General features: G+C 30.5%; 9 protein-coding genes and 1 CRISPR repeat array. Of the genes, 1 reads left to right on the top strand and 8 read right to left on the bottom strand.

All coding sequences use genetic code 11. The features are described 5' to 3' along the window. From ACRASX_RS02120 to ACRASX_RS02140, 5 genes are all read right to left on the bottom strand, one after another. A complete protein-coding gene (locus ACRASX_RS02120) occupies positions 1–411 on the bottom strand; it encodes a hypothetical protein (protein WP_082706637.1) in 411 nt (136 codons plus the stop codon). 401 nt (positions 412–812) lie between these two features. Beyond that, on the bottom strand, positions 813–1,019 hold the full coding sequence (locus ACRASX_RS02125; protein ID WP_082706654.1) for a hypothetical protein: 207 nt from the start codon (positions 1,017–1,019) through the stop codon (positions 813–815). A 97-nt stretch (positions 1,020–1,116) separates the two neighbouring features. Next, the gene (locus ACRASX_RS02130; RefSeq protein ID WP_432222269.1) at positions 1,117–1,785 is read right to left on the bottom strand and encodes a response regulator; all 669 of its coding nucleotides are present in this window, start codon (positions 1,783–1,785) and stop codon (positions 1,117–1,119) included. Between the two features lie 7 nt (positions 1,786–1,792). Continuing rightward, the gene (locus ACRASX_RS02135) at positions 1,793–3,475 is read right to left on the bottom strand and encodes a tetratricopeptide repeat-containing sensor histidine kinase (protein WP_432222270.1); all 1,683 of its coding nucleotides are present in this window, start codon (positions 3,473–3,475) and stop codon (positions 1,793–1,795) included. A gap of 86 nt (positions 3,476–3,561) precedes the next feature. Continuing rightward, on the bottom strand, positions 3,562–3,750 hold the full coding sequence (locus ACRASX_RS02140) for a hypothetical protein (RefSeq protein ID WP_432222271.1): 189 nt from the start codon (positions 3,748–3,750) through the stop codon (positions 3,562–3,564). Positions 3,751–4,082: 332 nt separating this feature from the next. On the opposite strand from ACRASX_RS02140, the gene ACRASX_RS02145 reads away from it, so the two are divergent. Beyond that, the gene (locus tag ACRASX_RS02145) at positions 4,083–5,012 is read left to right on the top strand and encodes a hypothetical protein (RefSeq protein ID WP_432222272.1); all 930 of its coding nucleotides are present in this window, start codon (positions 4,083–4,085) and stop codon (positions 5,010–5,012) included. Between the two features lie 77 nt (positions 5,013–5,089). After that, positions 5,090–9,683: a CRISPR direct-repeat array (repeat unit 46 nt; unit sequence GTTGTGAATTGCTTTCAAAATTGTATTTTTACTTATAATTCCCAAC). A gap of 115 nt (positions 9,684–9,798) precedes the next feature. Here the strand turns inward: ACRASX_RS02145 and cas2 are convergent. The 3 genes from cas2 to cas9 all read right to left on the bottom strand — a co-directional run bounded on the left by cas2 (position 9,799) and on the right by cas9 (position 15,178). Beyond that, the gene (gene cas2 / locus ACRASX_RS02150; protein ID WP_066310512.1) at positions 9,799–10,146 is read right to left on the bottom strand and encodes a CRISPR-associated endonuclease Cas2; all 348 of its coding nucleotides are present in this window, start codon (positions 10,144–10,146) and stop codon (positions 9,799–9,801) included. After that, positions 10,139–11,050, bottom strand: coding sequence for a type II CRISPR-associated endonuclease Cas1 (gene cas1, locus ACRASX_RS02155; protein WP_432222273.1), 912 nt, complete (start codon positions 11,048–11,050; stop codon positions 10,139–10,141). The genes cas2 and cas1 overlap by 8 nt, the downstream gene beginning before the upstream one ends. A gap of 69 nt (positions 11,051–11,119) precedes the next feature. Next, positions 11,120–15,178 carry a type II CRISPR RNA-guided endonuclease Cas9 gene (gene cas9 / locus ACRASX_RS02160; protein ID WP_432222274.1) on the bottom strand — a complete coding sequence of 1,353 codons (4,059 nt, stop codon included), beginning with the start codon at positions 15,176–15,178 and terminating at the stop codon, positions 11,120–11,122. Positions 15,179–15,292 lie beyond the last annotated feature (114 nt).

Consider the following 15,292-nt stretch of genomic DNA (forward strand, 5'->3'; position numbering starts at 1 on the left):
TTAAGAATTTAGTTGACTAATAATTTCATTTTTATTCATTCCTTCTTTGACGCAGTCAACAAGATAATTTGCTAATTCATCTATATTCTCTTCTATAAATTCAAATTTTTTACAATATTTTTTTAAAGTATTTAATTCGTCATCTGTAATTATTCCATCTGCCCACATTATACACGTTAAATCATATAAATACTCGATTCTTGTATTTAGTTCAACGGGAATTCCTGTTTGGTCATTAACAGGATTGAGAAATAGTTTATCTAATTCTTCTTTAAAGATCCCTCTTTCTTCTGCTAAAAAATAGAGCATTTGCAGTTCTAGGACATTAAAATTATCATCAGATAAAGCCATTTGATAAAGTCTTAAAAAATGACTTTTTAGCTCAATAGTCATTGTTGCTTTTGAATCCATCTTATTTAAAATTTAGTTGGTAATTTTTTTCTTCTTTTTATTGGTGTTTTTTTTTCCGGTGGGCTTTCAAACTTTACAAAACCCTATTTCTTTAGCACAACGATTATTGTCGAAAATGTTACAAATAATAATAATAATATTTTTTTTTACTGTACTAATTAATGATTTAATATAGGGTAACAGTGACAAATAAATACATTAGAAGAAATAATATACATACGTTCGAATTTATTGTTTTTTTATACCCAACTCCTTTGATTCCGGTATTCACTGAAAACCCTTTAGTACTTATAGTACCTCTCTTCGTTCTCAAACTAGGTGAAATCCCGGATTTGCTAACATTGAGGCCAAAATCTCCCCCGAAGTTTACTCTTTTTTGAAATCTAAAACTCATAGTTGTATTATGAGGTATGACAGCCTAAGGAGCAAGTTTTACAACCGTTAGATTGACGGTAGGTTTTTTTTGACTCTAGAACAGCACTTGAACAAGATGTGAATTCGCCAAGATATTTTCTGTTTTCAACATTTGGTAGGTAATAACAATCAGCAGTATGGACTTCATGGTCTCCGTTTGATTGTGCATTTTTGTTTACATAGTACTTTTTCATGATTTTTGATTTTAATTTATATGATTTAATTAACCATTCAAATGTAAAACCAATAAAAATCAATATTTTATGGAAAACCGTAATCTGATAAAAAAGTTTAGATAATGCCCATATCTTTGGCAATAGAGACCAAATGGACTGTGTTGTTTGCCTTAAAAAAATCTTTCAATTTAGAAATTCTTTTCTCAATAGCACTCTTGCTATTTGGTTTTATATTTAAGGATATAAAAGTATCTCTAATGTCATCTTGCGCAGTTCCTAGTGAAAGATGCTTCATAATTAAGACATCAAAATCATCTATTTCATAATTATTATTTTCCTGTAGAACAGAAGATATTTCTGGTGATATGTATTTAAGTTCTGATGTTGATAAAAGTCGCATTGCTTTTTTTAATTCGTCAATACTATTTCTTCCTTTCATAACAAAACCATTGATGTCTGAATTGGTAAAAAGGGATCTAATTCGATGACTTTTATCTTCAACAGAATAAGCTATAATTTTTAAATCGGGTTGTTCAGCTCGTACTTTTTCGATCAACTTATCTCCATTTTCAATTTTCACTTCTCTATAATCTGCTTTAAAAGATAAGTCACTTATAAGTAAATCATATGGCTCGTTGTCAATAATTGCTTTTCTAATTTTTAGGTAAGCATCATCGCAATATTTTGTATGTTGATAATTGGTAATATCTAAATCTCGTAAGGCTTGTTCTATCCCTAAGTTTATACTATCAAAATCTTCTGCGACAATTACTTTTTTAAACATTATAATTCTAATTATTTGGGATTATTATTTTAGCTTTAAATCCTTTTTCAGGTTCTGTGTCAAAAATAATAGTTCCATTTATGGATAGAATACGGTTTTCCATATTTTGAATACCATTTTTAATAATTTCTGCTTTGTTGCAGCCTTTTCCATTGTCTACATAATCAACAATTAATTTTTTGGAGTCTGAGTTGTCAAATTTTACTACAATTAAGGAAGCCAAACTATGTTTCTTCATGTTTACCATTAATTCTTGTAAAACCCTATAAAGAGTGACTTTTTTGGTTTCATCAATAAGCTCCCAATCTACCTTTTCAATATTATTAATGATTATATTTCTTGAATGATCATTATAGGTAGCAAGTAAGTCTTTTAAATTTTTTGAAAATTCCAAACTGTTTAGTATTTCGTTATTTTCTCTTGAAATCCCTCGCACACGCTGATAAATATCGTCTAATTTTTGAATTAAATTTTCTTTTGTGTTAACTTCAGTTAAAGATTGCGTTTGTGTAAAAGTAATGGCATGAAAAACATCATTAGCCAGCTCATCATGTATTTTTTTCGCAATTCTGGTCTCTGTTTCGTAAGAAGCTTTTATTCTTTCGGTTTTAGTTTTTATTTTGAAATACCGAATTAGAAGTGCTATTAAAACGATAAGAAATACAATTCCACTGAGGAATAAAAAACGTTGGTATTTTATTTTCTGAAGAATTAAAAGGCTTTCAGCCTTCTCTAATCGAAGTTTTTGATTCTCGTCTTTTTCTTTTTTTGAATCGTATTTAATTTTGGCAAATTTATTTTTAAAATTATTACGTATTTTAATTATACTGTCATTCAAATAAATGAATTTTTGAGCATATTGCTCATTATTCTCTTGCTGACGATTTGATATTAAAAATGCTAAAGCTTTCAGTCTTTCATCAATGCTATTAAATTGTGTTGCGATTTCATAAGCATCTTTTGCATACTCATTAGATTTTTTAATGTCAAGTTTTTGGTAATATTCAGCCAAATGTAAATTACTTTCAATACTTCCGTAAAAATCATCAATTTGACTTCTTATTTCTAAACCTTCATTGATCAATATAAAACCTTTTTCAGAGTCACCTTTTTTAAAATAAGCATAACCTAAATTATCCAATACTCTGCCTTTGCGTTTTGCAGAAGAAGGAATATCAATATTTTGTTTATTTCTCAAACTCTCTAAAATACTAATGGCTTCGTCGTATTTTTTTTGCTTAATATAAACCACTGCAATATTATTTAGTGGCGGGTTTTTACACGTTTCATCTTTGCAATCTTTAATTGCTTCTTTATAATAAAAAATAGCATCCTCATAAATAGATAATTCCTTATCTGCTATTCCAAAATAGTTATTAATCGATGCCGAATAAATATCTTTTCTTTTGACATAAGGCAGAGCTTCTGTTAAGGTTTCTTTACTCCCATAATAATCGCCATTTATCTGTTGAATCGAAGCCATTTGGATTAGATTGTAGACAACATCTGCACTATCTTGTGTAATTTCAGCTGAAATTTTCGATTTATTGAAGTAGTAAAATGCATTATTAAAATTGTTCTTTTGAAATTGCAGTATTGCTTTTTTTTGAAAAATAGAAGCGTCTTTTTTTGATAAGTCAACAATTGTTATTGTACTCTTATCTTCATGGCAAGAAACCAAGAAAATCATAAAAATCAAACTTAAAAACGGGGACCGTAGCATATATGATACTTTCCCCGAAAATACTATTAAAATGTTAATTAAGCATTTTAAAACTAGTTTTTATTTGGCGGAGGAACAATTATCGGTTCATCTCCAGGACCTTGATCAGTTGCTATATTTGCTGGACTTACGTTCTCCTTTAGATCTGCTTTTGTATCACTTGTTACCAATTCATCCGCGGTACATGAAAATGCGGTTGTACTTAATAGTGCTATCGCTCCCAATATAAAAAATCTTTTCATCTTACTATTGTTAAAAATTAGACATGGGTATTGCTGTCCGAAACTTTTCCAGATCTTGTTAAATACAATACCATTGATTTTGGGAAGTAAAATGCGTATAACTGTATGACTTTGTTTATACTTCCCGAATAAACTCCTCTTACGGTTTTGCGCACTTTTTTTTGAACCAGTTTTGTACATTTGTTTTAATCTGCAGATCAAAACGATAACTAATTACTGTGGCAAAGTAAATACGATTAAAAGCCTTTGTTGATAAGGAATTCCTGGAATTCCTGAACTATTTTGTTTAATCCTAATAAATCTTAAAGAATCCTACAAATTCCTGAAAGCATATGCGAAACATTACTCCTGACCATTATAAAAAAGCGATTAGAGAAAAATATGAAAAAGAAAAAAGCGGTGACAATAGTTATTATTTAGAAGTTCCATCACAAGCAAAACTTAGAGATTTGTGCTGGAAAATATTTATATCTAATGATAAAAAGGATGATTTAAAAATCTTCTCTCTTTTTTTTAAATCAGAATTTGACCCAACCCAAGAGGTTGCTTTTAATCAGTATATTGATAAATTTAAGCCCATTGGTTCTTTCTTAAAAGGTAAAAAAGAGCCAGCTAATTTTCACACGGTTGAGCTTGCTTCAATTTTGGTTGATTTTGAACTAAGACCTTACAGTAAGTTTAGAAAATATTTTACTGAAGAAGAAAATGCAAGTAAAAAAACAGATATTTTAATATCTTGGAATTTAGAAGAGGAGAACAATTTTGAAAGTGAGAATTTTTTTGTAAACAGTGAAGAAAGTTTAAAACAGGAAGAAAACTCTAAAGAAGTTCGGGAGTCAGGAAGTGTAGATCTTACTTCAGAAGAAGACTTAATAAAGAAAGACCCTAAGAAAATAAAGCCAAATACATGGTTTGCAATTGGAATTATTGTGTTGCTTTCGGGGCTATGTTACTATTTTTCACAAAAAAAAGAATGTATGCAATGGTCTAATGATCATTACGAAGAAGTTAGCTGTGATTTAAAAGTGCAAGGAATTGGGACCTCTAATAAAATTGAGCCTTTAGATGAAAGTGTTTTAACTCTTAAAAAAATTATAGTTACGGATAAAACTGTTTTTTTCAAGGATGGAGAAGCTATAATTTGGTATTCTAAAACAGCAAACGGGATTGAATTTTTTAATACTCATGGTAGGCATCCTGAGAATGGGCATGCTTTAAGACCAGTAACGCAATATATTATTAATAAATATGTTAAGAATTAAGACAGGGTGTTATCCCACAAAATGTATTTTTACTTATAATTCCCAACAAAGCCGGACTATTGGAGCAGAACCGCTACGTTGTGAATTGCTTTCAAAATTGTATTTTTACTTATAATTCCCAACCAACTAATTTTTGCAGCTTATTTGCATTGAGTTGTGAATTGCTTTTAAAATTGTATTTTTACTTATAATTCCCAACCAATTTCTCCTGTAAAATCATTTCCGTTTAGTTGTGAATTGCTTTCAAAATTGTATTTTTACTTATAATTCCCAACCAATTTCTCCTGTAAAATCATTTCCGTTTAGTTGTGAATTGCTTTCAAAATTGTATTTTTACTTATAATTCCCAACAGGCCAAGAAGCCAAAGAATTTCATATACAGTTGTGAATTGCTTTCAAAATTGTATTTTTACTTATAATTCCCAACAGGCCAAGAAGCCAAAGAATTTCATATACAGTTGTGAATTGCTTTCAAAATTGTATTTTTACTTATAATTCCCAACACGAACGTCGAGAAGATCGTGGCGAAGTAGTTGTGAATTGCTTTCAAAATTGTATTTTTACTTATAATTCCCAACTATACTTACCTGTTTTGCGATTATAAATATGTTGTGAATTGCTTTCAAAATTGTATTTTTACTTATAATTCCCAACTTCCCTACAAGAGAATACAATCCCTCTCCAGTTGTGAATTGCTTTCAAAATTGTATTTTTACTTATAATTCCCAACCTTTTTCACTCAATACACTTTTTGACGTAGGTTGTGAATTGCTTTCAAAATTGTATTTTTACTTATAATTCCCAACTATCAAACCTTTAACGATCACAGTTGGATAGTTGTGAATTGCTTTCAAAATTGTATTTTTACTTATAATTCCCAACACTACGTTGCTTTTTCATCGTGTTTTTGTGGTTGTGAATTGCTTTCAAAATTGTATTTTTACTTATAATTCCCAACTTAGCAATGGCAATGTTTGGAGCGATGTTAGTTGTGAATTGCTTTCAAAATTGTATTTTTACTTATAATTCCCAACAGGATTTAGACAATTTACTGGTCTGACAGTGTTGTGAATTGCTTTCAAAATTGTATTTTTACTTATAATTCCCAACCAACTCCCTCGCCAATAGAATCCTCTTCGCGTTGTGAATTGCTTTCAAAATTGTATTTTTACTTATAATTCCCAACCGGGAAGATTTGTGGCTGAAAGTGGTGCTGTTGTGAATTGCTTTCAAAATTGTATTTTTACTTATAATTCCCAACTTGTGCAAACGAAAAAGTTGTAACTAATCAGTTGTGAATTGCTTTCAAAATTGTATTTTTACTTATAATTCCCAACAAAGGCGTATTCGATGTTTAATGCACTTGGGTTGTGAATTGCTTTCAAAATTGTATTTTTACTTATAATTCCCAACCAATTTGATTTTACAATGAACTGGAGAGCAGTTGTGAATTGCTTTCAAAATTGTATTTTTACTTATAATTCCCAACTTTAAATAAAGCTACAGAATTACTTAATGGGTTGTGAATTGCTTTCAAAATTGTATTTTTACTTATAATTCCCAACTACTATCGTTTAAATTAACATTTGGAACGTGTTGTGAATTGCTTTCAAAATTGTATTTTTACTTATAATTCCCAACAATACTTGTAACCAAACAATGTAAGAATAGTTGTGAATTGCTTTCAAAATTGTATTTTTACTTATAATTCCCAACGCGCCAGGCAACACTTCTTCTTCAAATTGCGTTGTGAATTGCTTTCAAAATTGTATTTTTACTTATAATTCCCAACTCATCCCACGGAATATATTCTGTTGCTACTGTTGTGAATTGCTTTCAAAATTGTATTTTTACTTATAATTCCCAACAGCGGAACTTTTGGAGTAGATGGTTATGCGGTTGTGAATTGCTTTCAAAATTGTATTTTTACTTATAATTCCCAACATATTCCTTTTAAAGCAGTTTGCGCCTGCTGTTGTGAATTGCTTTCAAAATTGTATTTTTACTTATAATTCCCAACTGGAGTTACTTTTTGAGTTATAAAAGTATGGTTGTGAATTGCTTTCAAAATTGTATTTTTACTTATAATTCCCAACTACACCAGTAAATTTTGAAACTCTACGGTGGTTGTGAATTGCTTTCAAAATTGTATTTTTACTTATAATTCCCAACGCGGAGGAAGCTACGACGACTATATCAGCGGTTGTGAATTGCTTTCAAAATTGTATTTTTACTTATAATTCCCAACACAATCAAATTTTTTATCTCTTGGATGGAGGTTGTGAATTGCTTTCAAAATTGTATTTTTACTTATAATTCCCAACTAATTGGTTTTGTATCAGTGATACGGTTTTGTTGTGAATTGCTTTCAAAATTGTATTTTTACTTATAATTCCCAACTACGAACGGAAAAAGAAGGTGTTTGATAATGTTGTGAATTGCTTTCAAAATTGTATTTTTACTTATAATTCCCAACTTGATTGCATGCTTATGCCTGCTCATGCGTAGTTGTGAATTGCTTTCAAAATTGTATTTTTACTTATAATTCCCAACTTGTGCAAACGAAAAAGTTGTAACTAATCAGTTGTGAATTGCTTTCAAAATTGTATTTTTACTTATAATTCCCAACAAAGGCGTATTCGATGTTTAATGCACTTGGGTTGTGAATTGCTTTCAAAATTGTATTTTTACTTATAATTCCCAACCAATTTGATTTTACAATGAACTGGAGAGCAGTTGTGAATTGCTTTCAAAATTGTATTTTTACTTATAATTCCCAACTTTAAATAAAGCTACAGAATTACTTAATGGGTTGTGAATTGCTTTCAAAATTGTATTTTTACTTATAATTCCCAACTACTATCGTTTAAATTAACATTTGGAACGTGTTGTGAATTGCTTTCAAAATTGTATTTTTACTTATAATTCCCAACAATACTTGTAACCAAACAATGTAAGAATAGTTGTGAATTGCTTTCAAAATTGTATTTTTACTTATAATTCCCAACGCGCCAGGCAACACTTCTTCTTCAAATTGCGTTGTGAATTGCTTTCAAAATTGTATTTTTACTTATAATTCCCAACTCATCCCACGGAATATATTCTGTTGCTACTGTTGTGAATTGCTTTCAAAATTGTATTTTTACTTATAATTCCCAACAGCGGAACTTTTGGAGTAGATGGTTATGCGGTTGTGAATTGCTTTCAAAATTGTATTTTTACTTATAATTCCCAACATATTCCTTTTAAAGCAGTTTGCGCCTGCTGTTGTGAATTGCTTTCAAAATTGTATTTTTACTTATAATTCCCAACTGGAGTTACTTTTTGAGTTATAAAAGTATGGTTGTGAATTGCTTTCAAAATTGTATTTTTACTTATAATTCCCAACTACACCAGTAAATTTTGAAACTCTACGGTGGTTGTGAATTGCTTTCAAAATTGTATTTTTACTTATAATTCCCAACGCGGAGGAAGCTACGACGACTATATCAGCGGTTGTGAATTGCTTTCAAAATTGTATTTTTACTTATAATTCCCAACACAATCAAATTTTTTATCTCTTGGATGGAGGTTGTGAATTGCTTTCAAAATTGTATTTTTACTTATAATTCCCAACTAATTGGTTTTGTATCAGTGATACGGTTTTGTTGTGAATTGCTTTCAAAATTGTATTTTTACTTATAATTCCCAACTACGAACGGAAAAAGAAGGTGTTTGATAATGTTGTGAATTGCTTTCAAAATTGTATTTTTACTTATAATTCCCAACTTGATTGCATGCTTATGCCTGCTCATGCGTAGTTGTGAATTGCTTTCAAAATTGTATTTTTACTTATAATTCCCAACCTGATTATCAAATTGAGTTTGGAGAAGTTAGTTGTGAATTGCTTTCAAAATTGTATTTTTACTTATAATTCCCAACTAGTTTGTGTACGTCCTCTTCTTCGACAGCGTTGTGAATTGCTTTCAAAATTGTATTTTTACTTATAATTCCCAACGAAATAATCCTTATTCCATGCGCGTTTGTAGTTGTGAATTGCTTTCAAAATTGTATTTTTACTTATAATTCCCAACTTCGCTTTATTTTTATCTCGCTGTCAATTAGTTGTGAATTGCTTTCAAAATTGTATTTTTACTTATAATTCCCAACTTTAATAGGGGTTGCAAGTTTTGGTCCCGAGTTGTGAATTGCTTTCAAAATTGTATTTTTACTTATAATTCCCAACTGTACTCTACGGATGGAAAGATGTTTCTGAGTTGTGAATTGCTTTCAAAATTGTATTTTTACTTATAATTCCCAACCAGGAACAATATTGAAGAAAGATGTTGATAGTTGTGAATTGCTTTCAAAATTGTATTTTTACTTATAATTCCCAACCTCCCTTACTTTGTTATCTTGCCCAGCTAAGTTGTGAATTGCTTTCAAAATTGTATTTTTACTTATAAAATAATATTTAAGGCAGTTTCTTCGTCAGTTGTGAATTGCTTTCAAAATTGTATTTTTACTTATAATTCCCAACAAACCCAGCAAATAACACATCAAGTTCTCAGTTGTGAATTGCTTTCAAAATTGTATTTTTACTTATAATTCCCAACTACAAAGAATTAAATAATCTGCATTTACGGGTTGTGAATTGCTTTCAAAATTGTATTTTTACTTATAATTCCCAACATACCGCTAGTTAATTGTTTGATATGTTGGTAGTTATAGGTTTGTTTTGAAAGTGAAAAATAAATGAATTGGGGTGCTGATGTACAGGTTAGTAGGTGTTTTTTTATCCTGTTTTTTAAAAAAGCTCTAATTGTTGCGATGGCTTTTCGGTTTCTACAGGTTTTTTTCCATAAAAGAGTTCCATCATTCCAAATTGTTTATCTGTGATTTGCATCACACCAATTTTTCCATGTTCGGGTAAACTATTTTTAATCCTTTTGGTATGTACTTCTGCATTTTCTCTGCTGGCGCAGAAGCGCATATATATCGAAAATTGGAACATAGAAAAGCCATCGTCTAATAATCTCTTACGAAAAGTACTAGCAATTTTACGCTCTTTACGCGTCTCGGTGGGTAGATCAAAAAATACTAATATCCACAAACTCCTATATTGATTTAAACGTGTGTAATGTACATCATACATAATTTGGGTATAAAATTCTTCGAGAACTTCCCTCAAAACACTCGTTCAAGGAATTTGTTGTTCGACTCATCGCTACCATCAACGGACTATTTTTCCCATTAATGTTAACGTCGATTGTAGCGATACTCAATAATTGTTTCTTTATCTCAATAGTCAATTCTTCATAATTATCTTTTGTTTCCATAATGTGGCAGACAATTAAATCCACAAAAGGACGGTAAGGTTCCATAATGTCATCTGCCAAACAATACGCATTGTATTTATTGCGGTGGAAAATACCTAATGTGGGCAACATTCCAGAACTAACTAAAGCTCGTGCGGTTATGGCTCTTAAAATGGCATAGCCATAATTCAATAGATTATTGGGCGGAATTCCCTTTTGTCCTCTGTTAAAAACACTATCATCTCTTGTGAGAATGTGTGAGAGGCTTTGCCAATAAAAAACAGCTGCTCTTGATTCGTGATTTAATACATCGCCTGATGTTACCTCCTTTGCCCAAAGTTCCATTTTACGGCAAGGAATTCCTTTTTCTTTTAGTAATCCGGCTTGGTTTGTAATTTTCGCACTAATGGTTTGTTGCCATAAATTCTTTTTAAGTGGAACTGAAGCATTAATTTGATTTTTGAACCGCTCTGATTGTTCTGTATGTCCGTTTAGTGGCATTAACAATCCAATAGGCAAATGCTGTTGGTCACAATTAATTAAGGCAACGTTGTTGTTAGTTAGTTTTTCTAGTAAACCATTAGTGATGGTAATTTGCTGATTTTCTAACACAATGACTCCAATATCTTCAATAGCCACCGTTTTGGTTTCCTGTTCCTTGTCTGGATAAGATATGACGATTTGCTCATTTTTGGTACTCAAATAAGCCGGATTACCGAAGAAAAGAGTTCGTTTTATCATTTTTTGTAGGTTTTAAATGCTTTATGAATTTTGGCTAAAGCCCAATTCTATTGATTTTTTGATTTGCAATTAATATTCGCCTAATTGAACAATTTGCCCAAGATGATTGATTCTGATTTTGATTATATAATTCAAATATGACGGTGTTTGAATAAAGTGATAACTTATTTTAGATAATTGCTTTTTAGTTTTTAACATTTCTCCATCTACTGATTTCGTTTCAAGATGATGATTAAACATATAGTTTTTAGTAGAAATTTTCTGTACCCTAAACATATTAGGACTAATCAAATGATAATTTTCAGGATTCAATAAATCTATTTCGTGTGGATTAAATCCATCAGTTGGAAATATAAAAAACTCATTTTGTTTCATCGAAAACAAAAATTCCCAACCTTTTTCATGACTTTTATTGATAACAGATAATCCTAAATTTCGACGAACTACAGCGTCATAAAAGGAAACAACTTCTTCTTGTAAATTCCCTTTTTCATCTCTGTAAATGGCAACGTGATGGTTGTTTCCTGTACTTACAAAATCTACAGGAATTGGTTGTCCTTTTTCGTCTAAAACTTCGTTTCCTAAATGGTTTTTTTTAGTATGTAATGCTTGAGCATTGCTCACTCCGCTAATGGTCACACGTTTTATAGCAATTCCTTTTTCTTTGTTCTGATAAATAGGATTTTCGTCGAGATTTACAAAAGCTTTTTTGGGATCTCCATTAAATTCATTCAAGCGCTTTTGCAGTATTGTTTTTAAGCCAATATCAATTACTTTGTCAATTTTTAAATCGGGTGTAATGTCTTTTCGAATGGTGTAATCGGATTCTAACCAAACTATTTTTACTTTTTCAGGAACTACAATATTATTTTCTAAACTAATATATATCGGATTCTTACTTAAAGCGTTTTTTCCTGTAAATGCTTTTTTAGGGTCATTTTCGTTTTCAATTAATCTTTTTAATAAAGCTTCACGGTATTCTTTCTTAGCAACTTTAGTAACATATTCTGCAGTGAAATTGGCATTTATTTTTTCTTCTTTGGTAACATATTGTTGTAGTTTTCCATAAACTGTTTCTTTATGTAATTGTCCTCTTGGCGTCAATTGAATTTTTGAATTCGTTCCACTGCTTTTTTTAGTTACGTTTTTATTTTTTGTAACTACTTTATTTTTTGCTTTATAGGAAATCAAAATACTTTCGAGTTGCTTTTTGGCTACTTCCCTAAAGTTTGGGATTGGCTCAATAAATCGAAGTTTATTGTTTTTATCTCTTTTTAAGTATTTGTTTTCAATTCCAATAATCGAATTTCCTTTTTTATCGGTATTCGTTCGAGCATTCAAATTATTTAAATATTGAATATATGCAGGTTTGGTAAATGCAACCGTTATCGCGTCCATAGCGTGGTGGCGATGGTCGTTTCTTTTGGTCCAATCTTTAATTTTATATAAACGCTCTCCGTTTTTGCCTTCTTCAATATAGGTCAAACCTAATTTATCGTATTTTTCCCAATTGAGTTCTTTCATCACATCGACTAATTCCCAGTCATCCCGCAATTTATCAGTAACACTTCCTATAGTTGCGGTTACATTTCTAGAAACTTCCAATAAAATTTCTTTGGCTTTTTTAGCAATATATTGTGTTTCTCTTAGTTGCCTGTCAATAAATCCTTCTGGAATTTCATTGTTAGCCATCAAAAGTTTGTTTTGCTTTGTTCTACTGATTTTTCCAAACAAACTTTTTACTCTTTTTTCAAATTGGTCAAATTCTTCCGCTGATAATTTCTCTTGTAAAAATGAATAAGCCGTTTTATTACTTTTATCAATATTTAATTGGCGTTCACAAATGGTTTTATTAGAAAAACTGTCATCAAACAAACGTGATTTTGGAATGATGTGTTCAATGTCATAGTCTTTTGTGAAAAGTTTAGATGGTTCTATTGGTTTGCCCGTATAAAGCGAAATTCCATCACATTCTTTCCAAAGCTTATAACGGATAATATCATTTCGAGTGACACGATGAATTCCAAATTCAGTATACAATAATTTTCTAATTTGTTCATGTTCCGTTGTACTTTTATTAATGGCTTTTGTCATTTCGCTTCGCTGTTCGTTGTTATTTTTCAACTCACGAGCCAATTCCACACGAATTTCATCTGGTTTTCCCATCGCTGGGTCTTTTATAATGGCATTAATCACATTAATCATTTGATTGAGAATTTTCTCAACTACAGGGTTTCTCAAACTATTTTTCTTTAATAATTCAAGCGTATCTTTTAAAACTCTTTCATTATTTTGATCCGTTGTTAATGAGGAGGAATGATTATAACCAACTAATGTACAGGCTTTATCATAAATATGTCCATCCATTAAATGAGGTAATACTTTTTTTATAGCTTTAGCACTCAAACTTCCGTAATCGACTTGAAGATTGATATTCAAAAGAAAAGGAAGGTGACTTTCTTTAAATCCAAATTTGTCCATTAGACTTTTCTTTAAAAAATCATCTTCTTCCGAAGAATAAAGTAAATGCCACAATTGATAATAAGATTGTTTGTCATAATCATTGCCTTGAATGGTTGGGTCAAAATCAAGAATAGCGGTACTGATTTCTAAATCAGAAAAGGCTGATTTGATGATGCTTTTTATATCAGAAGTGTCCAATTTGGAAAGGTCTAACTCGTCATAACCTTCTAAAACTAAAATTTTTTCAAAAGCTTTAAAAAGTGAAGTATTTGTTCTGTTGCCTTCTATTTTTTTGAAATTAACAGTATGAGTTCCTTTCTTTAAGTCGCAAAAAGTTAACAATTGAGAATCGGTCATACTTTCTTTAAAAGACAATTCTTGAGCAATAACTTTTTTCAAATCTTCACCTAAAAGAAAAGGTTCTTTTGTTGTTTCATTTTTAACAACAATGTTATTTAAGTTTTGCCAAATCCTGAATTCTTGAAACAATGGCGATGATTTTGGAATGGCTTTATGTCCTTTTTCAAATTCACAAAAACTTACCAAATGCTTTTGAGACTTTAATTTTCGCTGATAAAAAATTGTAATATCCCGAACTTCTGATTTTAGCTCATCATTTAATTCTGGATAAAATTTTGATTGTGTTTCCCAAATTTTTTCAAACTCATCTAAATAATCTTGGCGGTAAAAAACCTGATTTTTTAGTTTAGCGTGAGCATTTTCTTTTAGTTGATTGTATTGAAATTGACCAACAGTTTCTTGATTGAAATACAACTCCTTGCTTCGGTCGCTAATAGCACCAAGGTAACCACTAGATTGATTTATTTGATTGTTGATTTCGGTAATAATAAAGGCTAAAACTTTTAGATCGAGCTCCTCTTTTAAAGCCTCACTTCTCCATTTATAATGTTGCAATTTGGTTTCTTCCCGAGTTCCTTTATTTTCGGCTAGAGGAATATTTAATGTTTTTGAGAAATATTGAGAAGTTACCGTTCTAGCTTTACCTTGAATGTTTTCCAATAATTTTTCATTCATTTGCTCTGGATGAAATTGATTTTGAAAACGCACGATTTTCTCTACTTCTTTCTGTAAATCCGAACGATAAAAGTCAGGTATAAATTTTCCGCCTTTTGATAAAGAATTATAAACCCATTGCCCAGGTGTTAAATTATTTTCGAAAATTTCTTTGGCAATTTTCATTCCATCAATAGCATCACCTTCTTCAGCAGTTTTTGCTTTTCGACTGCTTTTATAGCCTCTTTTTTTATTGAGCATCAATAAAACTTGAACCAATTCTTCCTTGGTTACCAGTTCTGTTGCAGATTTAGCTCCTAATTTATAAGATGAAAAAGTAGTTTGCTTACCTGTTTCCGCATAGACATAATTAGAAGAAATAAAATTGATTCCTCTAAAACTTTGTAATAAAGCATCACGTCTTTGTTTAAAACGTTGCAAACCTCTTCTTGCGCCACGTTTTAATGTTCGGTCTGCATTGATAGAAATAGTATTGCCTTTTTTGAAATCGGCCTCCTCATCAGTTGTTAAAGGTACAATGCGAACACCTGCATTTATAATAGATGAGGTTTCATTGTCATTTTCTCCTTCATTAATAAATGCCCATCCGATAGATGTCGTTCCCAAATCTAAACCTAATATTTTCTTCATTTCTAATTCTCTTTTACAATGAATTTTCTCGTTATCTTAATTGGTCTCGAAATTTAAGGAAAAGAAAATGAATTGATTTATGGAAAACCGTAATTGGTGATTGAAATTTTGTTG

This window comes from Flavobacterium sp. TMP13 (genome assembly GCF_050847115.1).
Classification (GTDB): Bacteria; Bacteroidota; Bacteroidia; order Flavobacteriales; family Flavobacteriaceae; genus Flavobacterium.